Origin of the sequence: Pseudomonas sp. Choline-02u-1 (assembly GCF_002836515.1) — a bacterium.
In the GTDB taxonomy this organism is placed as follows: Bacteria; Pseudomonadota; Gammaproteobacteria; order Pseudomonadales; family Pseudomonadaceae; genus Aquipseudomonas.
In genome coordinates this window covers 384597-409355 of the sequence record NZ_PJBC01000004.1, presented here as the reverse complement: position 1 = coordinate 409355, position 24759 = coordinate 384597, and the positions used below count along the sequence as shown (strand labels likewise).

Annotated in this window: 20 protein-coding genes; 16 read left to right on the top strand and 4 right to left on the bottom strand. The window is 59.2% G+C overall.

Translation table 11 applies throughout. The annotated features are described in order from the left end of the window. Nucleotides 1-52 precede the first annotated feature (52 nt). A complete protein-coding gene (locus tag CXF97_RS05890) occupies nt 53-307 on the top strand; it encodes a DUF2789 domain-containing protein (RefSeq protein WP_101157075.1) in 255 nt (84 codons plus the stop codon). Here CXF97_RS05890 and CXF97_RS05885 read toward each other — a convergent pair. Beyond that, nucleotides 259-576 (bottom strand): type II toxin-antitoxin system RelE/ParE family toxin, encoded by a 318-nt coding sequence (locus CXF97_RS05885; protein WP_101157073.1) that lies wholly within the window; start codon nt 574-576, stop codon nt 259-261. The genes CXF97_RS05890 and CXF97_RS05885 overlap by 49 nt on opposite strands. Further along, complete coding sequence (locus tag CXF97_RS05880; protein ID WP_101157071.1) at nt 573-851, bottom strand: antitoxin of toxin-antitoxin stability system; 279 nt, start codon at nt 849-851, stop codon at nt 573-575. The genes CXF97_RS05885 and CXF97_RS05880 overlap by 4 nt, the downstream gene beginning before the upstream one ends. 195 nt (nt 852-1046) lie before the next feature. Between CXF97_RS05880 and CXF97_RS05875 the strand changes: the two genes are divergently transcribed. The 11 genes from CXF97_RS05875 (at nt 1047) to pgaD (ending at nt 15175) form a co-directional block, all read left to right on the top strand. Further along, entirely contained in the window at nt 1047-1475 is a 429-nt protein-coding gene (locus CXF97_RS05875; protein WP_178081148.1) for a MarR family winged helix-turn-helix transcriptional regulator, read from the top strand. After that, complete coding sequence (locus CXF97_RS05870; RefSeq protein WP_101157069.1) at nt 1472-3535, top strand: FUSC family protein; 2064 nt, start codon at nt 1472-1474, stop codon at nt 3533-3535. The genes CXF97_RS05875 and CXF97_RS05870 overlap by 4 nt, the downstream gene beginning before the upstream one ends. Next, nucleotides 3532-3741 carry a DUF1656 domain-containing protein gene (locus tag CXF97_RS05865; RefSeq protein WP_016772264.1) on the top strand — a complete coding sequence of 70 codons (210 nt, stop codon included), beginning with the start codon at nt 3532-3534 and terminating at the stop codon, nt 3739-3741. Before CXF97_RS05870 ends, CXF97_RS05865 begins: the two co-directional genes overlap by 4 nt. Next, nucleotides 3738-4625, top strand: a complete 888-nt coding sequence (locus CXF97_RS05860; protein WP_076564936.1) for an HlyD family secretion protein — start codon at nt 3738-3740, stop codon at nt 4623-4625. The genes CXF97_RS05865 and CXF97_RS05860 overlap by 4 nt, the downstream gene beginning before the upstream one ends. Further along, entirely contained in the window at nt 4622-6064 is a 1443-nt protein-coding gene (locus tag CXF97_RS05855) for an efflux transporter outer membrane subunit (protein WP_101157067.1), read from the top strand. Before CXF97_RS05860 ends, CXF97_RS05855 begins: the two co-directional genes overlap by 4 nt. Before the next feature lie 93 nt (nt 6065-6157). After that, on the top strand, nt 6158-6793 hold the full coding sequence (locus CXF97_RS05850; protein ID WP_101157062.1) for an NADH:ubiquinone oxidoreductase subunit N: 636 nt from the start codon (nt 6158-6160) through the stop codon (nt 6791-6793). Between the two features lie 262 nt (nt 6794-7055). Next, nucleotides 7056-8561, top strand: a complete 1506-nt coding sequence (locus CXF97_RS05845; RefSeq protein WP_101157060.1) for a YdgA family protein — start codon at nt 7056-7058, stop codon at nt 8559-8561. Between the two features lie 239 nt (nt 8562-8800). Next, complete coding sequence (gene pgaA, locus CXF97_RS05840; RefSeq protein WP_101157058.1) at nt 8801-11281, top strand: poly-beta-1,6 N-acetyl-D-glucosamine export porin PgaA; 2481 nt, start codon at nt 8801-8803, stop codon at nt 11279-11281. 12 nt (nt 11282-11293) lie between these two features. Then, on the top strand, nt 11294-13291 hold the full coding sequence (pgaB, locus tag CXF97_RS05835) for a poly-beta-1,6-N-acetyl-D-glucosamine N-deacetylase PgaB (RefSeq protein WP_101157056.1): 1998 nt from the start codon (nt 11294-11296) through the stop codon (nt 13289-13291). Nucleotide 13292: 1 nt separating this feature from the next. Then, a complete protein-coding gene (gene pgaC / locus CXF97_RS05830; RefSeq protein WP_101157054.1) occupies nt 13293-14648 on the top strand; it encodes a poly-beta-1,6-N-acetyl-D-glucosamine synthase in 1356 nt (451 codons plus the stop codon). Next, nucleotides 14645-15175, top strand: coding sequence for a poly-beta-1,6-N-acetyl-D-glucosamine biosynthesis protein PgaD (pgaD, locus tag CXF97_RS05825; RefSeq protein WP_101157052.1), 531 nt, complete (start codon nt 14645-14647; stop codon nt 15173-15175). The genes pgaC and pgaD overlap by 4 nt, the downstream gene beginning before the upstream one ends. Nucleotides 15176-15293: 118 nt before the next feature. On the opposite strand, the gene CXF97_RS05820 is transcribed toward pgaD, so the two are convergent. Then, nucleotides 15294-16817: an FAD-dependent oxidoreductase gene (locus CXF97_RS05820; RefSeq protein ID WP_101157049.1), complete on the bottom strand. Its 1524-nt coding sequence runs from the start codon at nt 16815-16817 to the stop codon at nt 15294-15296. Between the two features lie 139 nt (nt 16818-16956). Here CXF97_RS05820 and CXF97_RS05815 point away from each other — a divergent pair, with 139 nt between their 5' ends. Continuing rightward, the gene (locus CXF97_RS05815; RefSeq protein WP_101157047.1) at nt 16957-17517 is read left to right on the top strand and encodes a YbhB/YbcL family Raf kinase inhibitor-like protein; all 561 of its coding nucleotides are present in this window, start codon (nt 16957-16959) and stop codon (nt 17515-17517) included. Nucleotides 17518-17623: 106 nt separating this feature from the next. After that, nucleotides 17624-17833: a hypothetical protein gene (locus tag CXF97_RS05810; protein WP_024011130.1), complete on the top strand. Its 210-nt coding sequence runs from the start codon at nt 17624-17626 to the stop codon at nt 17831-17833. Nucleotides 17834-18072: 239 nt separating this feature from the next. Here CXF97_RS05810 and CXF97_RS05805 read toward each other — a convergent pair whose 3' ends face one another. Continuing rightward, a complete protein-coding gene (locus CXF97_RS05805; protein WP_101157045.1) occupies nt 18073-19074 on the bottom strand; it encodes a restriction endonuclease in 1002 nt (333 codons plus the stop codon). 600 nt (nt 19075-19674) lie between these two features. On the opposite strand from CXF97_RS05805, the gene CXF97_RS05800 reads away from it, so the two are divergent. Further along, nucleotides 19675-21822, top strand: coding sequence for an McrB family protein (locus tag CXF97_RS05800; RefSeq protein ID WP_256589703.1), 2148 nt, complete (start codon nt 19675-19677; stop codon nt 21820-21822). Further along, a complete protein-coding gene (locus CXF97_RS05795; RefSeq protein WP_101157042.1) occupies nt 21822-24359 on the top strand; it encodes a hypothetical protein in 2538 nt (845 codons plus the stop codon). Before CXF97_RS05800 ends, CXF97_RS05795 begins: the two co-directional genes overlap by 1 nt. Nucleotides 24360-24759 lie beyond the last annotated feature (400 nt).

The window sequence follows — 24759 nt, the reverse complement described above, 5'->3', positions numbered from 1 at the left end:
CACTGCAGTAAACGGCGCAACGCCGGACCTGGACTGCAGAGGAGGTTGCATCATGGAAAATCCGCAGCACAGCTTACCGGCCCTGTTCAAACAGCTTGGCCTCGCTGACGACCCGACCGGCATCGACAAATTCATCGCCAGCCATTCGCCGCTCAAGCCGGAATTGCATCTGGCCGACGCGTTTTTCTGGACAGCAGGTCAGGCGCAGTTTCTGCGCGAGGAGATTCTCGACGATGCGGATTGGGCGGAGGTGGTGGATCAGTTGAATGTGATGTTGCGGAAGGGACGGGCTGATGACTTCGGCTGAGGCCAAGTCCGTGCCGTATGCACCAGCGCCATGATCCAGACGGCATCTCGCTCCGTTTGATAGACAAGACGGTAACTGGGATGAGGAATCACCTCGCGCGTACCGGCAATGATGCCGGCACGGCCAATCAACGGATTGTCGGAAAGGCGATGAACCGCTTCGCTGAAGCGCAGATCCATTTCGATGGCCGCTCTTGGGTTGGCGGCCTGCAGGTAGTCCCAAATGTCTGCACGATCCTGTGCGGCAACTGGCGTCCATATGATTTTCATAGGTGATCTTCTGCCTGCCTGCGCTTTGCCGCGAACGCTGCTTCTACGTCTTCGTTGTTCAATCCGTCTCCTGTACGTACGGATTCCCGAGCGATTTCAATCTTGCGTTGCAGGAACGCTTCATATTCGCGGGTCTCTCGCTGGGTTTGAACATACTGACGCATCATGTCTCGCATTATTTGCGACGCAGGCCGGTGTGCCGCTTCGGCTTCCGCCATGAACTCCTCCCGCAGTTCCGGCTCCAGTTTCATGGTGAAAACGGCTTGTTTTGACATATCAGGCTCCTGAATTTGGTGATGACAACGTATATACCTTGTAAGTATCGATGGAGAAAGCTTTGAGTCAAGTAGGGCGACTAACGGAGAGATTTGTTTCAAAACTTGACTGAAATTCCCCTCCAATGCGATATTGATAGTTAGCAAACTAACAGTGTCCGTTATCCCGTGTCCGATTCCCTCGACAGTCTCCAGATGAACATCAGCAGTGCCATGGTGGTGGCCGCCCGGCATTGGCGGAAGATCTGCCAGACCACGCTGGTCAACTACGGAATTTCCGAAGCCTGCGCCGTTCCATTGTTAATGATCGGGCGTCTGGGCGAGGGCGTGCGCCAGGTGCAAGTCGCCCAAGCTGCCGGGATGGAGAGTCCGTCGCTGGTGCGGTTGCTTGATCAGCTGTGCCATGCCGGTTACGTCTGTCGCACCGAAGATGCCCAGGATCGCCGCGCCAAGTGCCTGAGCCTGACCGATACCGGCCGCGAGTTGGTGCAAGCGGTCGAGGCCGAGCTGGTGCGCTTGCGCCACGAAGTGCTGGAAGGCATCGAGCGCAGCGATCTGGAAGCTACGCTTCGGGTACTCAAGGCTTTTGAGGCGGCGCGTTCGCCTGTGGTGGACAATTCTTGAACGGTTTTTTCACTGGCATGCCGCCGGCCCGTGACTGGTTTTACGGGGTCCGTACCTTTGCAGCGTCGATGATTGCGCTGTACATCGCCTTGCTCATGCAAATGCCGCGTCCGTACTGGGCGATGGCCACGGTGTACATCGTCTCCAGCCCGTTTCTCGGCCCGACCAGTTCCAAGGCGCTGTACCGCGCGGCGGGCACTTTCCTGGGCGCGGCGGCGGCGGTGCTGTTCGTGCCGATGTTCGTGCAGAGCCCGTACGTGCTGGTGGTGGTGATCGCGTTGTGGACCGGCATTCTGCTGTTCATGTCTCTGCATCTGCGCACCGCCAACAGCTATGCGCTAATGCTGGCCGGCTACACCTTGCCGCTGATTGCCCTGCCGGTGGTGGATAATCCGCTCGCGGTGTGGGACGTAGCCGAGGCGCGTACCGAAGAGATTTTCCTTGGCATCGCCGTCGCTGCGGTGGTCGGTGCGATGTTCTGGCCGCGTCGGCTGGCGCCGGTGTTCAACGATGCGGTGAGCAAGTGGTTCGCCGATGCGACGAGCTACAGCCTGAAGTTCCTCAGTCGCGATGTGCAGCCGGAAGAAGTCACCGCGTTGCGCATGGCCATGGTCGCCAATTTCAACAGCCTCGAATTGATGATCGGCCAGTTGCCCCATGAAGGCGCGCGGCCTCAAACCGTGCGCAACACCAAGGAGCTGCGCGGACGAATGATTCACCTGCTGCCGGTGATCGATGCCCTCGAGGATTCGCTGTATGCCCTTGAACGCCGCACGCCGGAACTGGTGGAAAAATTCCAGCCGCTGCTGACGGCGACCCGTGAATGGCTGGGCCACGCAGACGCCAACCTTGCGCGCTGGCAAGCCCTGAGAGATCAACTCGACGCGCTGCAACCCAGCGCCGAAGCACTGGAAGACCGCAAACAGTTGCTGTTCTCCAACGCGATTTACCGCCTCGGTGAATTCATCGATTTGTGGCAGGACTGCCGCAGCCTGCAGGATGCGATTCTGTACGAGCGCCAGGACAGCTGGCGCGCGGTCTATCGGCACTGGCGACTTGGCCGTTTGACGCCGTTCATCGATCGCGGGCTGATGCTGTACTCGGTGGCCTCGACCATTCTGGCGATCATCGTCGCGTCCGTGCTGTGGATTTTGCTCGGCTGGCCGGACGGCGGCAGCGCGGTGATCCTGGCGGCGGTAGCGTGCAGTTTCTTCGCCTCGATGGACGACCCGGCGCCGCAGATTTACCGGTTCTTTTTCTGGACCGGGATGTCGGTGCTGTTCGCCAGCCTTTACCTGTTTCTGATTCTGCCCAACCTGCATGATTTCCCGATGCTGGTGCTGGCGTTTGCCGTGCCGTTCATTTGCATCGGCACGCTGACGGTGCAGCCGCGTTTCTACCTCGGCATGTTGTTGACGCTGGTCAACACGTCGTCGTTCATCAGCATTCAGGGTGCCTACGACGCGGACTTTTTCGCCTTCGCCAACTCCAACCTCGCCGGACCGCTGGGGCTGTTGTTCGCGTTTATCTGGACGCTGGTGGCACGGCCGTTCGGCGCCGAGCTGGCGGCCAAACGCCTGACCCGGTTCAGCTGGAAGGACATCGTCAGCATGACCGAACCGGCCAGCCTCGCCGAGCATCGGCAGTTGGGCGTGCAGTTGCTTGATCGGTTGATGCAGCACCTGCCGCGTCTGGCCCTGACCGGCCAGGACACCGGCATCGCAATGCGCGAAGTGCGTGTCGGCCTGAACATGCTCGATCTGCTCGCCTATACCCCGCGCGTGACTGGCGTGCCAAACGCCCTGTTGCGACAAGTGGTGACCGAGGTCGGCGAGTATTTCCGCGCCTGCCTCAAATCCGGCGAACGCTTGCCGGCACCGAGCGGTCTGCTGATGACACTTGATCGTACCCGCCGTGCGCTGACCGGCCAGGGCGACGACGAAACCCGTCTGCACCTGTTGCACGCCTTGAGCGGCCTGCGTCTGGCCTTGCTGCCCGGCGTCGAATTCGTCTCCAGCGCCGAGCCTGAAGAACCGCTGCCCGATGGAGCGCCCCTATGATCGGTGATCTGGATATCAGCGGTATTTTCCTGCCGACCCTGCTGGTTTTGATGGGCATCACTTACGTGCTGTTTTTGCTGGTGCACGGCGTGCTGCAACGCCTGCACTTTTACCGTCTGGTCTGGCACCGGGCATTGTTCAACGTGGCGCTCTATGCCGTGCTGCTGTACGGCGTGGACTCACTCAGTCGATACCTGATGACATGAAAAAACCTTTTCTGACTATTGGTCGCGTGGTTCTGACCCTGCTGATCGTGACGTTTGCCGTTGTCCTCGTCTGGCGCATGGTGATGTATTACATGTTCGCGCCGTGGACCCGCGACGGCCACATTCGCGCCGACATCATCCAGATCGCCCCGGACGTGTCCGGGCTGATTCAGCAGGTCGAGGTGAAAGACAACCAGTTGATCAAACGTGGCCAGGTGCTGTTCAGCATCGATCAGGACCGCTTCAAACTGGCCCTGCGCCAGGCCAAGGCCGCCGTTGCCGATCGCCAGGAAACCCTCGCCCAGGCGCAGCGTGAAGCCAAGCGTAACCGTGGCCTCGGCAATCTGGTGCCGGCCGAGCAGCTGGAAGAAAGCCAGTCGCGCGTAGCCCGTGCGCAATCGGCGTTGGCCGAAGCGTTGGTAGCGGTGGACAGTGCGCAGCTCAACCTCGACCGCTCGGTGATCCGCAGCCCGGTCGACGGTTACGTCAACGATCGCGCACCACGTCCGCAGGAATTCGTCACCGCCGGGCGCCCGGTGTTGTCGGTGGTCGACAGCAACTCGTTTCACATTGACGGCTATTTCGAAGAAACCAAACTCGACGGCATTCACGTCGGACAGTCGGTGGATATCCGCGTGATTGGTGATCGTGCGCGATTGCGCGGGCATGTCGAAAGTATCGTCGCCGGCATCGAAGACCGCGACCGTACCAGCGGCAGCAACCTGCTGCCCAACGTCAACCCGGCGTTCAGTTGGGTACGTCTGGCGCAGCGGATTCCGGTGCGCATCGCATTCGATGAAGTGCCCGCCGACTTCCGCATGATCGCCGGGCGTACCGCCACCGTGTCGATCATCGACGATCAGCATGAGGAGCCGCAGCCATGAGCAGGGCCTGGTTGATCGCCGGAATGGGCGTGATGCTCTCGGCCTGTCAGATGGTCGGCCCGGATTATCAGGTGCCCGCCGACGCGGCGGTGCAGCGCAAGGATATTCAGGGCGAGCTGGCAGTCGCCGGCAAGCCGGTGGTCTCGGCGCCGGTGCCCGCCGACTGGTGGCGGCTGTATAAAGACCCGCGCCTCGATCAACTGGTGCAGCAGGCCATGGCTTCCAATACCGATCTGCGCGTGGCAGCGGCGAACCTGTCGCGGGCGCGGGCTCAGGTGGATGAAGCCGAGGCCGCTGGCGGCTGGAGCGGCGGGGTGAAGATGGGCGCCCAGCGTTTGCAGGAATCCGGTCAGGCGTTCCTGCTGCCGGAGAAAGTGCCGGTGGATAACATCGGCGACATTGGCATCAGCGCCTCGTATCAGTTTGACCTGTGGGGCACCCTGCAACGCGGCATCGAAGCGGCGAAGGCCAATGCCGACGCGACCCAGGCCGCCGCCGATACCGCACGCATCACTTTGGTGGCGGACGTGGTCCGCGCTTATACGCAAGTTTGTGCTGCCAACGAAGAGCGGGAAATCGCCGAGCATTCTCTCGATCTGCAATCGCAGAGCACCACGCTGATCCAGCGCCTGCGTGATGCCGGGCGAGGCGACGAAACCCAGGTCACCCGTTCGCAAACACAATTCAAATCCCTGCGTGCCGACTTGCCGCGTTATGAAGCGGCGCGTCAGGCCGGGCTGTTCCGTTTGTCGATGCTGCTGGCCAAACCGGTCGAGCAATTGCCGGCGGGCACGGCCCGTTGCGCCGAGTTGCCGAAGATCGCGCAACTGGTGCCGGTGGGTGACGGCGCTGCGCTGCTCAAGCGTCGTCCGGATGTCCGTCAGGCCGAACGCCGTCTGGCGGCGGCAACGGCGGGCATCGGTATCGCCACCGGCGAGCTGTACCCGGACATCAGCATCGGCGCGACGATAGGCACCGTCGGTCTCATCGACGATCTGGGCGACCCATCAACCAATCGCTGGGGCTTTGGCCCGTCGCTGAGCTGGAAAGTGCCGACCAACGGCGCCCGCGCGCGCATCCGTGAAGCCGAGGCCAACACCCAGGGCGCGCTGGCGCATTTCGACGGGGTGGTGCTCAACGCCATCCGCGAGACCCAGACCGGGCTGGCGCAGTACAGCGCATTGCTGCAACGCCGCGACGCGCTGGCCGAAGCCGAGCAGTCGGCGAAGCTCGCCGCCGAGCAGACGCACCGTTTCTTCCAGGCCGGCCGCGAGTCGTTCCTCGCCGATCTGCAAGCGACGCGAACCTATACCGATGTCACCGCGCAACTGGCCGCGGCCAACACCCAAGTCGCGATGAGCCAGATCGATTTGTTCCTGGCGCTGGGCGGTGGCTGGGAAAGCGGACGAACGAACACCTCGGGCGCCAGCAAACCCTGAGGCCATTGCTATGCTTTGAAGTGTTGGAGGGGCGCCCCGTGCCAAGCGCTCCGCCAATGCACATTGCTCGTGCTGGCCCAGGGGAAACCAATAATGAAGAACCCTTACGCTCTCGGCTTCTGGTGCGCTCTGGTCGCACTGGTGCTGCTCTCGGCCACGTATTTCTACGGAATCATGCTGGCCCATCAGATCGACACGGCAATGATCTTCCTCGACAGCGCCGTTGCGCTGATCGCAGTGATGGCGATCGTCGTCGTTGCGTGGACCTCGATTCAACTGCAGCGGGTCAAGAAGCGCCAGCTCGAACGCGGCAAGATGCTCGTGCTGATCTGGGACACCAAAGTCGCCCTGCGCCGGGTCGAAACCGTGTTCGATCGTTACTTCTGGGGCAGTTACTGGCAGCCCGGGCGAACCTTCGCCGAAGTCATGGGCGAGCTCACCGGCACGCCGCTGGAAAAAAGCCTCGAAGCCCTGAAGAAGCAATGTCTGGAACTCGACAAGCAGATCGCCGATGAAGGCTGGCACTGGCTGAACAATGCCCGTGAGCTGTCCGACGTCGCCACGGCCATGGCCCGAGAGCGCTATCAACTGGATTTCTGCGATGTGCGCGCAGATGCCAATGGCGGGGCGGTGATCGATCGCGACTTTGAAGTGCTGGTGTATACCTGGACGGCGCGGTTGAAGAGCTTTGATCATCAGCTCGATGAAATCGAGGTTCAATATTCCTGAAATCCAAAGATGCAGCCTTCGGCAGCTCCTACAGGAGAATCGCATTCCAAATGCAGGAGCTGCCGAAGGCTCGGGCCGCGATCGGACGATCTTTTTGCTCTCCCAAGTGTCCATAGACACTCTTTTAACCTTTAAACATTGGGCCGTCCGCCACGCCCGGTGCTAATCTCCACCGCTCATTGCGTACAGTCGAGCCGCGACCCGATCTCGGGTTCAGGGAAGACGACTTCATCCACAGCCACGGAAATCGATCAGGTCATTCATGAATAAATCAGCAGGCGTGCTCCTCGGAATTGTTGTTGCCATCGGCGCGGTCAGCGCAGGCGGGGCCTGGTACACCGGGACCAAGATCGAAGGCGTATTGAACAACGCCGTCAGCAACGCCAACAAAGAGCTGCAGACCGCCATGGCCGGCTCCAACGGCACCGCGTCGCTGGAACTGGTATCGCTGGAACGCCATACCTTCACCAGCACCGCGCACTATCGCCTCAAGGGCGAAGGCGAGATGTTCGGTGATGCGCCGGTCGAGCTGCTGTTCGTCGATCACATCGAACACGGCCCGTTGCCGTTCTCGCGTCTGGTTTCGCTGAAGTGGCTGCCGGTCATGGCTACCAGCAACTACGAGCTGGAAAAGAGCCCGTCCACGGAAAAATGGTTCGCCGCCACCAACGGCGCCGCGCCGCTCAAGGGCGTGACCAACATCGGTTACGACGAATCGACCACCAGCACCCTCAACCTGGTGCCGTTCGAAACCGCGCTGGATGAGCAGTCGAGCCTGAAGTTTTCCGGTCTGAGCATGGACATCGCCGCCAGCGCCCAGGCGCAGAAGGTCAAGGCCGACGGCTACATGGACAACCTGAAACTGGTCACCGTGTCTGAAGACCAGGCGCCGGTGCAGGTCGAGCTCAACGGTCTGACCTTGGCCAGCAACCTCGCCAAGAGCAGCTACGGCTACTACACCGGCGAAAACACCCTGGAAGTGACCAGCAGCAAAACCACCTTTGGTGCCAAGCCCATGGTGCTGGGCGTGAAGAACTTCGAAATGAAGAACCGCACCGAAGAAAGCGGCAGCAATGCCTCGGGGCGTGCCGACTACAAAATCGGCGAAGTGTCGCTCAATGACAAGAAAGTGGGTTCGGCGGCCATGGCCATGAGCCTGAAGAACCTCGACATTCCGTCGACCATGTCGCTGATGCAGATCTACCAGACCAAGTTGCAGCCATACGAAAAAGCCGCCGCCGAGGCGGCAGCCCAGGGTCTGCCGGCGCCGGAGCTGAACCTGACCGAAGCGGAAAACGCCCAGGTCAAAGCCGATCTGCAGAAGCTGCTGGCCGCCGGCCCGCAACTGGCGCTGGAGAATCTGTCGTTCAACACCGCCAACGGCGAAAGCCGTGCCAATCTGGTGATCGACCTGACCAAGCCGCAATCGATGGATCTGCCGCCGGATCAACTCGGCAAGCAACTGATCGCGCTGCTCGACCTGAACATTCAGGTGTCCAAGCCGATGCTGGTCGATCTGCTCAGCGTGCAGGCGCAACTCGATGGCCAGACTGACGCCAAAGCCATCGTCGATCAGTCCAAGGAAGCGGCGGACATGTTCGCCGGCATGGCGGTTGGCTCGCAACTGGCTGTCGTCGACGGCACCAACGTGGTGACCAAACTGCATTACGCGGCCAATCAGGTCGAATTCAACGGCCAGAAAATGACCGTCGAGCAGTTTATCGGCTTCCTGATGAGCAAGTTTGCCGGCGTCACCCAAGTGCAATAAATCCACCGCGCGCTATCCAGACGCCCGGCCCCTGTGTGAACAGGCGCCGGGCGTTTTGCTGTGCGGGTTTTATACGGCGCTCATGCCGATTCTGAACAATTATTGCGTTGTGAAAATTCGACTACGCTTGCGTGCAGACTGCCTCACCAAGCTTGGCCGAGGGCTGTCATTGTCGGCCACCGTTACGAATGGGCAAGGAGGGCATTGCGACCCGGCTGGCCATGTAAGGATGCTGACGAATGCCGCGTATTGATGGTCCTGTAATACATCGTGGTTTGCGCCCTTTGTTCCGATTCGCCCTGTGCAGCCAGTTGCTCTGGCCGCTGCTGGCGTTGGCCGACACACCCTACGACGAGATGGTGCGCGATGCCCGTGCCGGGCATTACACGCCTGCGCTGACGGTGCTGCGTCAGGTGCCGCCGGGTCAGGCCAGCGACGGCCAGATCAGCGATCATCTGCAAATCGCCAGTTGGGCCGGGCTCGATGCCGAAGTGGTCAAGGTCTATGAGGCCCAGGGCCGCGACCGCGTTCTGCCGGTTCAGGCGCTGACCGCCGCAGCACGTGCCTATCGCAACCTCAAGCGCTGGGATCAGGCCACCCAGGTCTACAACAAGGCACTGGCGCTGGAGCCGGACAACGCCGACCTGCAACTGGGCCTGGCGCTGACCCAGGCCGATGCCGGCAAACCCGATCAGGCAGTCACCCGTGCGCAGGCGCTGGTCGCCGCCAAGCCCGACGATCCTTCGCGCCGCCTCGCCCTGGGCTATGCCCTCGGTCGCGCTGGCAAACCGTACGACGCATTATTCGAATTCGATCAGGCCTTTATCCGCGCCGGCAACAAACCGGAAGTCGCCCGCGAGTACGTGGTTGCCCTGCAAAAGGCTCGTCTGCCTGAGCCGGCGCTGCGTCTGGCCAGCCAACGTCCCGGTCTGATTGACCCGGTGACCTTGCGCCGCCTCGAAGGCGATCTCGCTGCCGAACGCGTACGCCTCGCCGAACTGGCTACCCGCAGCGAACAGGAACGCTACGTCATCGCCGACCGTGCGCTGGCCGACTACGACAAACTGCTCGCGACCTGGACGCCTGACGCCACTGCCCACGACGACGTGACGCGCTGGCGCATCGACCGCATGGGCGCGCTCAAAGCGCGGGCGCGCACCGCCGACGTCATCAGCGAATATCAAAAATTGCAGGCCGAGGGCGTGCAGATTCCGACCTACGCCCTGCGTTGGGTGGCGGCGTCGTATCTGGATCAGCGTGAGCCTGAGATGGCCACCGATCTGTATCGCCAGGTGCTTTCGGCACCGGACGCCGATGCCGGTGATCGTCTCGAAGACACCACGGCGCTGTACTACTCGCTGCTGGAAAGCGACCGCGCCGACGAGGCGCGCAAGGTCGCCGAAGATGCGGCAAAAGCCCAGCGGCCGCGCGTCGAACTGAAGGGCTTGCCGGTCGGCAATCCCAACGATGAGTGGATGGACGCTCAGCAACTCGCCGCCCAGGCCGGTACCTACAGTTCTGACTTGCCCCACGGTGAAGAGCGTTTGCAGGCTCTGGTCGATCAAGCGCCGGGCAACCTTGGCCTGCGTTTGGCCCAGGCTGATCTCTACCTCGCCCGGCAAATGCCACGCCGTGCGGAAAGCCTGCTCAAGGAAACCGAGGGCATGGCGCCGCGCGACGCCGGCCTGGAAGTCGCTCAGGCACGCACCGCCATGGAGTTGCAGGAGTGGCGGCAGAACGATGCACTGGTCGACGATGTGGTCGCGCGCTACCCGGACAACCGCCAGGTGCAGCGTCTGGCCCGCGAGCGCGAAGTGCATGACATGGCCGAACTGCGCGTCGAAGCCTACGGCGGCAAGGCCAACGGTGGCGGCAGCGGCGATGCCGGTGCGGTCAGCGGCAGCCGTGATTTCGGTATCCAGAGCACGCTGTACAGCCCGCCGATCAACGAAGACTGGCGCGTGTTCGCCGGCGCCGGTTATGCCACCGGCGATTTCGCCGAGGGCACCGGCCACCACCGCTTCCAGCGTGTCGGCCTGGAACGGCGCACCCGTGACATGACGCTCGAAGCCGAGGTGTCGAATCACGATTACGGCTTCGGTGACAAACAGGGCGCACGCCTGGCGATTGCCCGCGACATCAACGATCACTGGCAGTACGGCGGCAGCCTCGAATACCTCTCGGCCGAAACGCCGCTGCGCGCACTCAACAGCGATATCAAGGCCAACGGCGGCAGTGCGTTCCTGCGCTGGCGTGCCAACGAAAGCCGCGAGTGGCGCGTGTCGGTCAGTCCGTCGCACTTCAGCGATGGCAACAACCGTGTCGAAGCGCTGGTCACCGGGCGCGAAGGTATTTACAGCGCGCCGAATATTCAGGTCGACGCCGGTCTGGAAGTCGGCACCAGCCACAACTCGAAATCCGACGACGTGCCGTATTTCAACCCGAAATCCGACTTCAGCGTGATGCCGCTGGTCAACGTCAATCACGTGCTCTACCACCGCTACGAAACCTCCTGGAGCCAGCAGTTCCAGGCCGGCGCCGGCACCTACAGCCAGCGCGACCACGGCACCGGCGGCATGGCGTTGCTCGGTTATGGCCAACGGTACGCCTGGAACGACGTGTTCGATGTGGGCGGCATGTTCAGTGTGATCAACCGGCCTTACGACGGTGATCGGGAAACTGATCTCCGTTTGCTCGTCGACCTCACTTTCCGCTTCTAGAAGAGTTTGAAGATGCCATTTATCTCGCGTTTCATCCTTCTGCTGGGAGCGCTGCTGATCAGCGCCTGCGCCCAGCAAGCCCCGGCCTTTGCGCCGCCCTCCGAGCGCCCGGTCGCGGCCAGTGAACAACCGTGGCCGAAAAACCATGTGCTCGGCATCGCTTACCACGATGTCGAAGACCGTGATCCCGATCAGGCCGTGGTGGCGGTGCGCACCGAGCGCATGATCGAGCAACTCGCGTGGCTGCGCGAGAACGGCTACAAACCAGTGACCGTCGACCAGATCATGGCCGCGCGCAAGGGCGGCCCGGAGCTGCCGGCGAAAGCGGTATTGCTCAGTTTCGATGACGGTTATGCCAGCTTCTATACCCGCGTGCTGCCGGTGTTGCGCGCCTATAATTGGCACGCCTTGCTGGCGCCGGTCGGCACCTGGATCGACACGCCGCTGAACCAGCCGGTGGATTTTGCCGGCACGCCACGCCAGCGTTCGGATTTTCTGACCTGGGCGCAGATACGCGAAATTTCCAGGTCCGGGCTGGTAGAGATTGCTGCTCACACCGATGCCAACCACAAAGGCATCCTCGCCAACCCGCAGGGCAACCTGCAGCCGGCCGCTGCGACCCGGCGCTATGACCCTGTGACCAAGCGCTACGAATCCGAAGCCGATTTCCAGGCGCGCATTCGTACCGACGTGAAAAATATCTCCGAGAAGATTCGCAAGGTCACTGGCTACAAACCACGGGTCTGGGTCTGGCCGTACGGGGCCGCCGACGGTACGTCGCTGACCGTCGTCGGCGAGGAGGGCTATGAAATGGCCCTCACTCTGGACGACGGTCTCGACACGCTAGACAACCTGATGAGCGGGCCGCGCTTTCTCGTCGCCTCCGATCCTGACGGCGAGCATTTTGCCAACAGCATCGTCTCGGTGCAGGCCGAGGGGCCGATGCGCGTGGTGCATGTCGATCTCGACAACGTCTACGACCCGGACCCGGCGCAGCAGGACATCAACCTCGGCAAACTGGTGCAGCGCATGTCAGATCTGGGCGCCAGCACGGTATTCCTGCAAGCCTTCGCCGATCCCAAGGGCGATGGACTGGTGCACTCACTGTACTTTCCCAACCGTCACTTGCCGGTGCGCGCCGACCTGTTCGACCGCGTCGCCTGGCAACTGCGGACCCGCGCTCATGTGAAGGTCTATGCGTGGATGCCAGTGCTGAGTTTCGAACTGGATTCGAAGCTGCCGCGCGTGACCCGCTGGGACCCGGAAACCGGCACTGCATCGGTCGATCCGAAGCAGTACAAACGCCTGTCACCGTTCAATCCCGAAGTGCGCAAGATCATCGGTGAAATCTACGAAGACCTCGCGCGCCTGACCTCGGTCGACGGTGTGCTTTATCACGACGACGCGGTGCTGTCGGATTTCGAAGATGCCACGCCAGACGCGCTGAAGGCCTACGCCGCCCAGGGCTTGCCCGGCTCGATTGCCGCGCTGCGCGACGATCCGGCGGCGATGCAGCGCTGGACGCGCTTCAAGAGTCGCTACCTGATCGACTTCACCAACGAGCTGACCGCCAAGGTCCGTGCGATTCGCGGCCCGCAGGTGCTGACCGCGCGCAACATCTTCGCCGAACCGATGATCAATCCGCAGAGCGAAGCGTGGTTCGCGCAGAACCTCGATGACTTCCTCGCCACTTACGACTGGACGGCGCCGATGGCGATGCCTCTGATGGAAAAACAGACCGTGGCCGAGTCTGGCCCGTGGCTGGAAGCCTTGGTAGCGACGGTGAAAAAACGTCCCGGTGCGCTGAATCGCACGGTGTTCGAATTGCAGGCGCGCGACTGGAACCAAAAGGATCAGGCCGACATCGATGCCGCACAACTGGCGGACTGGATGGGCCGGCTCAAGCGTCAGGGTGCGACCAGTTTCGGCTACTACCCGGACAACTTCCTCGACAATCTGCCAGACCTGAAAACCGTAAGGCCTGCACTCTCCAACAAATGGAATCCATAACATGCTGGATAGACTGTTAGCCCTGCTTGTTCTGGCGATCGTGCTCGGCGTTCCGCTGGGGCTGATCTTCGTGGTCACCGGCCAGTTCCTGATGTCGTTCGTGTTCTTCTACCCGCTGTTCATGTCCGGGTTGTGGATCGCCGGCGGCCTGTATTTCTGGCTGCACTGGGAGCGCCACTGGCCGTGGCAGGACGACACGCTGCCGCCACCGCTGGAAGGCGAGCCGCTGATTTCGATCCTGATCCCTTGCTACAACGAAGGCGATAACGCCGCCGACACCATCCACGCGGCGCTGGCGCAGCATTACCCGAACATCGAAGTCATCGCGATCAACGACGGCTCCAAGGACAACACCGCCGAAGTGCTCGATGCGCTGGCCAAGGAAGACCCGCGCCTGCGGGTTCTGCATCTGGCGGAAAACCAGGGCAAGGCTGTGGCCCTGCGCATGGGCGCGATTGCTGCGCGCAGTGAGTATCTGGTGTGCATAGATGGTGATGCGTTGCTGGCGCCCAATACTGCGGCTTATCTGGTCGCGCCGATGCTGGATAACGCACGCCTTGGCGCGGTGACCGGCAACCCGCGCATTCGCACGCGTTCGACTTTGATCGGGCGCGTACAGGTTGGCGAATTCTCCTCGATCATCGGGCTGATCAAACGCACTCAGCGGGTGTTCGGACGCATCTTTACCGTTTCCGGTGTGATCGTCGCGTTCCGCCGCACTGCACTGAACCGGGTTGGCTACTGGAGCCCGGACATGATCACTGAGGACATCGACATCAGCTGGAAACTGCAGCTCGATCACTGGAGCATTTTCTACGAACCGCGCGCACTGTGCTGGATCCTCATGCCCGAGACCCTCGGCGGCCTGTGGAAGCAGCGTCTGCGCTGGGCTCAGGGCGGCGCCGAAGTGCTGTTCAAGAACATTCGCGGCATTTGGCAGTACCGCCATCGCTACTTGTGGCCGCTGCTGTTCGAATACTGCCTGTCCACCGGTTGGGCCTTCACCTTCCTGTTGTCGGTGATTTTCTGGGGCATGGGCAAGTTCATGGTCATGCCCGATGCGATCGCTGTCGATCACTTGATGCCACCGGCCTTCACCGGCCTGCTGCTGGCGTTCGTGTGCCTCGTGCAGTTCGGCGTCAGCATCATCATCGATCGCCGCTACGAGCCGGGCCTGGGCAAGACCATGTTCTGGGTGGTGTGGTACCCGTTGGTGTTCTGGCTCGTCAGTCTGCTGACCACGTTGGTCAGTTTCCCCAAGGTGTTGTTCAGCCAACACAAGAAACGCGCGCGCTGGGTCAGTCCTGATCGGGGCATCCGCCCGCTGGGCGACGACCAGGAGGAAGTCATCAAATGAAAATTATCCGCACTCGCCAACGGCCATTTCTGCTGGTGATCGACATCATCCTCACGGTGCTGGCCTGGGTCGGCCTGCTGTTGCTACTGGTGCGCGGCTTATGGCCATTGATCGAGACCACCGGCGGCCCGCGCATCGATAATTCGGCATTCGATGCCTTGGGCACTCTGCAGGTGTATATGTGGGTCGCGCTGGTCAACGCGGTGATCCTGATCGGGTGGGCGCGTTATCAACAACGCAAAAGTCGCAGTTTCGCCCAGCGTCGTCTGCCGTCGCCGGTGATTGGCGATGAAGGTCTGAGCCAGAGTTTCAAACTGTCCGACGAGCGTTTCCAGAAACTGCGCGCGCCGGGGGTAATGACCATTCACAACGATCACGAAGGCGACATCAGCCACGTCGAAACACACTTCTGGCCGGTACAGCAACAAGCCCTCCCCGCGCCCCTGGCGCCACTGGAAAACCCGCGGGTGATCTTTCTGCATGCCGAAGAAGACGACAGTCGCGAGCCGGTGAAACGCCTGACCTGATCTCCACGCGGCCTGTGTAGGAGCTGCCGAAGGCTGCGATCTTTTGATTTTGCTTATGTAAAAACAAGATCAAGAGATCGCAGCCTCGTTGCACTCGTCAGCTCCTACAGCACCGGTGTCAGGCCTGAATCAGCGTCGAGGCTTCTTTCATTCGTAAAGGTTGCTTCATCCGCTCGGCCAGCAATGCCATGGCGCGCTGTTTGTCGCAAGCCACCGCCGCAACGACGATACCGTTTTTCGCGAACAGGCCAATGAATGGCGGCTTTTCCGGCTCGCCGCTGAACTCGATTTCGTCCCATTCTGTCGCGTGACCGAGATAGTCGTAATTCTTGCCAAAGTGGTAGGTCCAGAAGAACGGCACATCCAGATAATGCTCCTCGCCGCCAAGCATGTTGGCAGCGGCGATGCGCGCGTGTTGCTGGGCCAGCCGCCAGTGTTCGATGCGGGTTGGCTGGCCGCTCAGCGGGAACGTGGCGATATCGCCAATGGCCCACAAGCCATCGGTCACGCGCATGCCGTCATCCACGCGCAACGATAGGTCTTCTTCCTTAGGCAGTGAGCCGAACGCCTCGGTAGCCGGATGGACGCCGACGCCGACGAGAACCAGATCTGCCGCCAGACGCAAACCATTGTCGAGCAGCACGCCCTCGACCTTGTCTTCGCCAAAGATCTCAGTAGCCTCGTGCTCGCTGATGAACTTCACCCCGTGCTCTTCGTGCAACGCGCGAATCGCCTTGCCCACGGCGTCGCCCAATTGCTTGGCAAACGGGACTGCGTGGCGGGCCAGAACGGTGACGTCGAGGCCGTACTCGCGCAGCGCCGCCGCGCATTCGAGGGCGATGAAGCTGTCGCCGATGATCACTGCGCGCTGCCCCGGTTGCGCAGCGTTGATGATCTGTTCAGCCTGGGCTTTTGAGCGCAGGACGAAGACGTTGGCCAGTTCGGCGCCGGGCAGTTTCAGCGAATTGGGCGCGCCACCGGTGGCGAGTACCGCAGCGTCGTAGTGCAGGATGCCGCCATTGTTCAGATGAAGGGTTTTGCCTGGAGCGTCGAGTGAACTGACTTCACCTTGCACGCGCTCGATGCGCTGCGCTTGATAGAAGGTTTCATCGCGCAGGGGCGGGACCTCTTTCGGTGACATTTCCCCCGCGAGCACAAATTTGCTCAACACCGTGCGGTCGTAGCCGGCATCCGGTTCGCCATCGACCAGCACGATGCGTCCGCCGAAACCCTTCTCCCGTAGCGCCGCCGCGCAAGCCGTGCCCGCCGCCCCGGCGCCGACCACCACGAACGTTCTTGGATCGTCAGCGGGCGGGGTGTGCGGATCGGGCAGGGGCTGGTCATCAACCCAGACATCATCGCCGCGTAGCTCCAGCGGGTAGCGCTTGAGACTGTCCAGCGATGGCGGCTCGCACAGGCCGCCGTCCTCGGCGCGGTAAGCGGCTTTATGCCAGGGGCAGATCAACCTGCCGTGACACAACGCACCCTCGGCCAACGGCGCACCGGCGTGTGGACACAGCCCCTGAAACGCCCGCAATTCTCCGTTGGCCCGCAGCAGAACAATCTTGCAGTCACCAATTTCGACTTGCAGGCCACGGTCTTGCGGGACATCGGATAGGCGGGCGACACGGTGCAGGGACATCTTCGGTTTCCTCGCAGGCATTTCTCATGTGAGTTGAGGTCGCCGCGCGAGGTTCAGCCATTTGCTAGTGCCAAGGCACGAACGGTACAGCTATAGTTTGCGGGCCGACGACGGCTTCACTGCACAAGGTGCTCCCGGAATGACCCGATTGACCTCTCTCAACCCATGGCTGGCGGCCATTGCCGTGACCCTTTGCGTGCAGTTCCCGGCACAGGCCCAGGAGCGCTTCACCCTGAGCATCCCGGGCGTGTCGGACAACCGCCTGTTCACTGCGGCCGCCGCCAGCGACGCGCCTGGTTGCGGCGGCAAGAACCAGTCGCCGGCGCTGAGCTGGAACGCCGGCCCGGCCGGTACCCAGAGCTACGCGATCGTCATGCACGACCCGGATGGGCAGAAAGGCCTGGGCGTGGATCACTGGATTCACTACGGCATCAAGCCCACCACCCACCAGATCGCGGCCGGTGTCGGCGCCAAATCCGCGCTCGAAGGCGTCGGCGGCACCAACAGCAAAGGCAACACCCATTACATGGGCCCATGCCCGCCAGTGGGTGACAGCGCGCACCACTACATCATCCAGATCTACGCCCTCGACCTCGCCCCGGACGCCCTGCCCGCCGGCCTGACCCGTGCCGAACTGATGGAAAAAATCAAAGGCCATGTGCTGCGCAACAGCAGTGCGGTGCGACGCTATCACCGCTGAGGTTCGCCGCTCCCGAGCGGCGGACTGCCCTGATACCCCAGGCATTTGGCATTGCCCCGCGAAAACGCGCACTATCAAGCCATTGCCAATGCGCTGGGAGGACACCGTGGCAGCAAAAATCGACCGCATCGCCCAACTGCTCAACTGCCCGGAGAAGGGCGAACAAATGCGGCGTGCAGTAACCGAGACACGTAAGGAATTTCTGCTGAATCAGCCGGAAGAAGACCTCGTTGAAGAAGATGAGGTGTTTGACGAAGCTGAGGAGGAGGGGGATGACGACGATGAATATGATGAGTTTGACTGGACGACGGAGTGAACTCAGCTGTGTGTTCACTACCTTCGAAACATCGAGCTTGGAAGTGTGATCTGAGAATGGTATTGGGGTCATTGGAAGAGTTTTTCTTGGACTACCCAAGAAAACTATCCAATAAAAAAAACTACTCAACAAACCACTAAAGAAAGCCAGTTGAATAAGGTCCGCGGTGCGAATCGTCATGTTTAACTTGATAGTTGCTTAAACTCGGACTCTCCACTCGTGAGTGGAGAGTCAGCAAGTCAGAGCGCGACAGGCAGATAGGTCATTTTTAGTGGTATCAGCCGCTTGGTCTCAGAATCCGTCTGCGCGTAGTGTTCAACCAGAGCGCGTACTAGATTATCCAGCGTCCAAAGCGTCAGCGGCACATTAGCTCGTTCAGCTTCGTAGTAAGCGTCCTTACTAAAACCTCCGGTACTGACATAGAGTCCGCGATCATCCTTGTGCCGTCCACCAAGGAAACTGCGTATCTGCTGACTGCCCATCTGCTCCTTGCGATGTTTAACTTCAACAATGATTCGTGGATTTTCAAATCCGAATCCGTCTGGTGACGCAATGATGTCTTTCCCGCGATCGGGCCCGGCCGGGGAGACCTGAGTTTTATAGCCCATCGCTCGCAAGATCCCGGCGACGAGATGCTGCATATCGTCCCACGGCAGCGCGCTGATCAAATCCTTGATGCGCTCGAGTGCCAGACTTTCCATTCCTGCCAGCGGATCGCTGTCTGGATACTCCTCTTCAACTGTCGGCAATGCAGGTGGTTTGTTTCCAGCAGCTTTAGCTTTCAATTCTTGAAGCGCGAAATCTGGAACGACGAATACTGTCAGCGTTGAGCCGAGGCTGTTTTTGCTCGCAGAGGTGAGACTGTCACGGTCGACTTCTTGATCAATCCACTGCACCGGACGTGTCAGAGACATGCCGAGATCGGCAAGATCTGGGTTGTGTTTGAAGTCACCAGTGATTTTGCCAACCAGATATGTGCGGTTGGCGGGAGAGTACGTAACGACCCAGTCGCCAGGCTGAATCTCATTGATAAACCGCCAGACTTGCGAAGCACCTGATATGGCAGTGCCTGGTTTGATGTTTGGCTCGACGTCTTGATAAAGGCGGGTGACTTCCTTTCGTGACATTCCAGGTTTGGCTAGCGGAGCAAGCTGTGACCATCCGATTGCTACTACACCGCGTTCACGGAAGTCATCGTACAGGCGACCAGATTCGCCGCGGATCATCCACATTTTGGTCATATCACCTCCTTGGTTTTTGTGAGTTGGTTGGAATCAGGACGCTAAAGCTAAAGCATCAGGTGAAACGCAGCTAGGTAGGTGCTCCGCGAACAACCACAGCCGATTTTCGTCAGTAGGGCTGTAGGGCTAAGGGCAGTTGTAAACTCTAAATTGACGACTGCCCACTCGGCCGACGACGCCGTGGTTCACCGGAGCCTATGTAACTCCTCCAAATAACCATAAACAGTCACCCACAAAAAAGCCCCGGACCATCACAGCCCGGGGCTTTCTCGTTTGATTCATGGTGCACCAGGCGGGATTCGAACCCACGACCCCTGCCTTCGGAGTCCTAAAAGTCGGCGTTTAGAATCAATACGTTAGCGGGGATTAGCTGGGAAATCAACGGGTTGTGTTAGCTGGGGTTAGCGAGTTTTCGCCCTGATTAGTGGGGCGAGTGTGGCAAATTTGTGGCATTTGATGTCCGACAGCGTAGCTACTCGGCTTGCCGTAAGCCCAAACATTATCATTCCATGATAAATACACGTGCTTCTGATTCGCTGGCATGATCCGGGCGTCAAGCTCATGCTGAGCTTAAATTTAGCGTTGTGAGCAGGAAAGCACGTGGCGATTGATGAAACGCATCACAGTGGTATGAGCGGCAACGACGAAGGAGGCCATACTGAGTTTGTACCCACATTAGATTGGTCAGACGAGGACTTACGTACCCACCTTGCGCAGAGATGGCAGCAGAAAAGCTCTTCGACTCTACGAGTAATAGGTCGTGTATCTCGCGCTGAAGGAAAAAACTTCGGATTTCTTAACGAATTACATCATCCCGACTCAGGCAACAGACTTCCTTCGGCAGTTGCCAGTCCAGGCGCGAGTATGTCTGTTTTCGTGCCCCCGTCAGAACTGCGCACTTATCTGAAAACGGGGCAGGTGGATGGCTTCGCTGTCGCCGAGTTGGATCTTTCGCCGTTGATCGAGCGAACAAGCCGCGCTGACCCATTAGCCTGCATGGTCCGCCCTAACACCCTAGAGCCCCTCAGCCACATACCCGAAAGTTGGTGGCATATTCAGGATATCCAATCAGCACCGTTGCCTTTTATTGTTACCAAGGTGCGCGATGCCGTGGAAGACCTAGTGCGAAGAGAGACCGCACAAGCCGGGGAGAAACTTCAGGCTATGCGCGAGGAGGTCGAGGCAACCGTCGATAGAAAAGCAGTACTTGATGATGAATACAGGCGCATCGAGGTCGAGATCGGTCAGCGTACTGACCGCATCGCAGCGTTAGAAGCAGAGTTTGCACAGAGGACGTCTACCTTGCAGAACAAGTTTGGAGAGCTGGAATCCTTTTTCCGTGAAAGAGGCGAGCGTATGGTCGCACTCAATCTTGTGGACAGGGCTGACATAGAGAAAGTGCTGCCCTCTCAAACGACATTTGATGCACGCAACGGCTATCACTTCGGCAAAGAGCTTGAAGGCAGTCTTGAGCGGCTTGCTTCGTACATCCAAGCTTTCCTATGGCGCAAGGGTGTTCTATTTACTCGTGCTCAGTTGCTCGACTTCATAACCCTACTACGCACTAATGACTTAATTGTTCTGGCGGGGGATTCAGGCTCGGGCAAGACCAGCCTAGTGAAGTCGTTTGCGCAGGCTGTAGGGGGGCGTTGCACCGTTGTACCCGTAAAGCCCAACTGGACTGGGTCGGACGACCTGCTTGGCTACTACAACCCGATTGAACGGCGTTATCACCCATCGCAGTTTTTACTGGCATTGCTGGAGGCGGCGCGTGAGCCGCAAATACCTCACTTCATCTGCCTAGACGAAATGAACCTCGCGCGGGTGGAATATTATTTTGCCGATTTTCTGAGTTTGCTGGAAACGAGGAGTCAGGCGCCTTGGATACATCTTTATTCTTCAACTGAAGAACGGCAGGCAATTGTCGATAACAAAATTTTCCTCACGCTCGAGGAAGAGGCCAGAAAACGCGCCGGCCTTGGAGACGATGCCTCGTTTTGCGAGATATTGATGAATGATCAGGCGAACCTCGAGCTTCGCAGGCTGGCGGGCTTTCAGGAGGCAGACACCCTACTCAACTACCACGCGAAGATCAGGCGCTCGCTATCGGGCATGATCGATATACCTGCCGGTTTCCGTTTTCCGGAGAACGTCTGGATCATCGGGGCAATCAACGTGGACGAGACCACCCACTATCTCTCACCTAAAATTCTTGATCGTGCCCACGTCATGCGCTTTCGCAATCCCGTATTGATGGACTGGGATGAAGTCGAGAGTGAGCTGCAGGCGTTCGATCTCGATCTGCAGCTGCCTATGAATATCTTGAGCACTGATATCGGTTCGCGCGCTGAGTATCCGGCATTTGATCAATCCGATGCTCAGGTAAAACTGCTGATTTCCCTGTCACGAGACTATCTCGATCCGCTTGGCATTGAGTTTGGTATGCGCGCTATCAGGCAGTCGCTGAATTACATCCTGAAGGCAGCCGAAGCGGGCATCGGGACAATAGTCGCGTTGAACAATGTCGTTGTGCACAAAATTCTGCCCAAAATTATCCTGGATGTCGAAAAGGCCTCATCCAACGGGCAGAAGCGACGTGATTTACTGATCGGATTGCGCGACTCATTGGCTCAAACATTGGTACAGCTTGACCGAAGCCAAGTGACCGAGTCAGCGGTCGAGTCTCTGGATGAGCTGATTTCGCGCTCTGAGAGTAACAACGGCATCGCGAATTTCTGGACCCGTTGATGTCACTGCAAATCGAAGTGCGATACCTAGTGATTAACTGGCAATCGGAAGGCGTTGCGCGGGACATTAAGGCGGCACCTCACGCGCTGGAGATAGAGCGGGATGCCAGCGGCGAGTTATCTGTTGAGAGCACCGTCTTCAACGATTTCCATCCCTGGCTCGGCATACGCCTTGAGTCCGCCCTCGACAATACAATCCCTGTTTTCGTCAGTGCATCCGGTGAAGAAACCCCCATGTTGCGCATTGCCGATCAGCAGGGCTGCGGCCAGTGGTGGTTGCAGCACGACGGTTGGGATCCGCTGAACAAACGTCACTTCAGCGAGCTTCATCGTAGTGCGGGCGCTTATTTCATTCGGCTCGGCAATTTGAGGCTGCGGATTGAGAACAGACTCTCGAGTTTCGGTCGCGCCGACATCCAGGCCTACATCAACGACTTTCGAGGTGATCTTCTCTGGATGATCATGAACGATGCCGCCGCAGCTACTGCCTCAGGCCAAGGTCCTGGGTCAGGTGCCGAGTTGGCTGTCGCGTTGAAAGCGTTGAACGCTGCCTCCAACAGAGTGCTGGCATCTCCCGCAGTCGATATTCGAGAAGGGCAGGCGCCGCAGTCGATCGCGAAGTTGCGGCCAAACGCAGCTACTTTTCATGAGTACTTACGCAATCCTGCGGCTCGATACTTTACAGGTCGGGTGTTCAACGAGTCAGCAGATATTCCCGAGAATCGGTACGTGCGTCATATGCTAGCGGTGGCCCTCAAGGTGGCCGCTGCTTATATGTCCGCAGCCACTTTGCAGACTGACTTCCTGCGTCGACTGACCTCACAGGAGGCCGAGCGTGCCTCGCGTGACAGCGCAATAAAATCGCGTGCTGTCGATCCCGAAGTTTTTGATCATCAGACGCAAGACATTGCGCGTCGGCTCGAAGCACTTACATGCTTCACCGGGCCGTCTACAGAATATCCCGACCAAATAGCTCGTTTCCCGATTCGCTTGGGCAAAAGGTACGGAGACAAATGTGCTTTTTTCTACGAGCGTCAGGACGGCCAACAGGCTTCCGGCGACGCAGAGATCGATTATAGAGTTGTGGTATTGCCTGAGGATGTGTTCGAGCTGATCCTTGCAGCTCATCACTTCTGCAAAGACCTGACACTGGCAGGCTGCGCGCAAACTTCTGTGAAGATTACCTCTAGTGGGAAACGATATCGCGAACTCAAGTTCATTTCGGTGCACGGAATTTGGGCACAAACCCATGCGCTCGAAAACCGGGCTGCGAAGCGCAAATACCTCGAGGTCAAAGATTGGCAGGTTGCGCTCTCCACCAATGAACTGCGCGAACTAAAGCGTGAGGCAGCCATTGCCCAGCGACGAGCGAAGCGCTCGTCCGAGAAGAGGATAGCCATTGCATCCTCTATACAGGAAATAGCCCGAGAGGCTGGGCTGCTGCAAGCGACAGATGCCAGCTTGGCAAAATTCGGGGTCGCACCGAGTTCGAGTTTTCCGCTCGGAATGCGGCTCGTGTCCAACCCGGACTACTCCGCATGCGTATCGGCATTCAATAAAATCCGTCAGCTGATTAATCGAGGTGGGCTAGACCTGTCCAAGCTGGACGAAATCAATAACATCGGAATACTGCATGCGAGTGAAATCTATGAAAAATGGTGCCTCATCAAAATACTCACGCTGCTGATCCACGACTTTCGCTTCGAGCCTGAAATCGGATGGGAAGAAAAGCTCATTACCAGCACGCTGACACGATCAAATAACGTCAGGTTTGAATGCTTGCGCCATGATTTGAAAATCAGTGCATCTCTCACCTGCCAAGCAGAAATGTTGTCGGGCCGCAGGCCTGATTTCGTCCTCGACATCACCCACACCGAAGACGAACAGTCGACACGTTACAACCCACCCAAAGGACGGCGTATCGGGCTTGTGATGGACGCTAAGTTTAGAAGCAAATGGAGGAAGGGCGAGCTTACCCAGATGCTCGATGAGCTGATACTCATTAAGGGCTACGACCAGGCGCTGGAGAATGCCAAGGTCTTCATTCTCCAGCCCTGCGGGCTCACCGTACGTCCGGCCAAATCACCACTCGAATGGGGCGCTCATAGCGATTACAGCAGAACGAACGCTCACCGCCAGGGCTGGATACAAGCAGGCGTCACCTCCTCCGGCGCCCAATCCACTCAACACCTCAAACGCCTGCTCGCCTTGGCATTCCAGAGCTCATTCCCTGCGCCGAGGCAACTGAGCTCGGATCAGGATGACACCATCTGGGAATCCCGAAGCTTCTGCATCGGCTGTGGCGAGCGCCACGACAATCAATCAATCAAAGCGAAGCGCACCAAGAGTGGTGCGATGCGATGGTTGCTGGACTGCAGACACTGTGGTGTGTGGACGACCAGAACCCACTGCTACTCCTGCCCTACGCCTCTTTTCAAAAACGGCACCGTCTGGACGTACCACACCACTATCGCTGATCAAGTGACGAATGTGATCTGTCCCAGCTGCGGCGCGTATTTTGATAAGGATTTTGAGTAGATGTTGGATATTTGCAATCTGCAGCTTGGCGTGAGGTTAATCTATGGGATATTTCGCAGTGCAGTCCGAGATATGGGCTCATACAAGGCCGCCGACACTCAAGCGAAGCCGTGTCCCTAGCCAGTCTTTGCTTGCGAGCAATGCCTCTATCGCTGCCCTTTAGGAAAGATACGGTAACAGATCGAGACGATTGAGTTGCGTCTATGCCTAAACCTAACCGCTGCTGGACTTCCTCAGTGGTGCCCGCAAAAATCTTGACTGAAAACCAGGGCTACATTCACCAAGCATCATGCGTTTTACACTTTTGAAGTGGAACCTATGCTTTTCGAGTAGCCGGCGATTGAGTACATCTTGCTGTTCTATTGTTCCAAATTCCTCCTTAGGCCAACGCCTGGTAGTA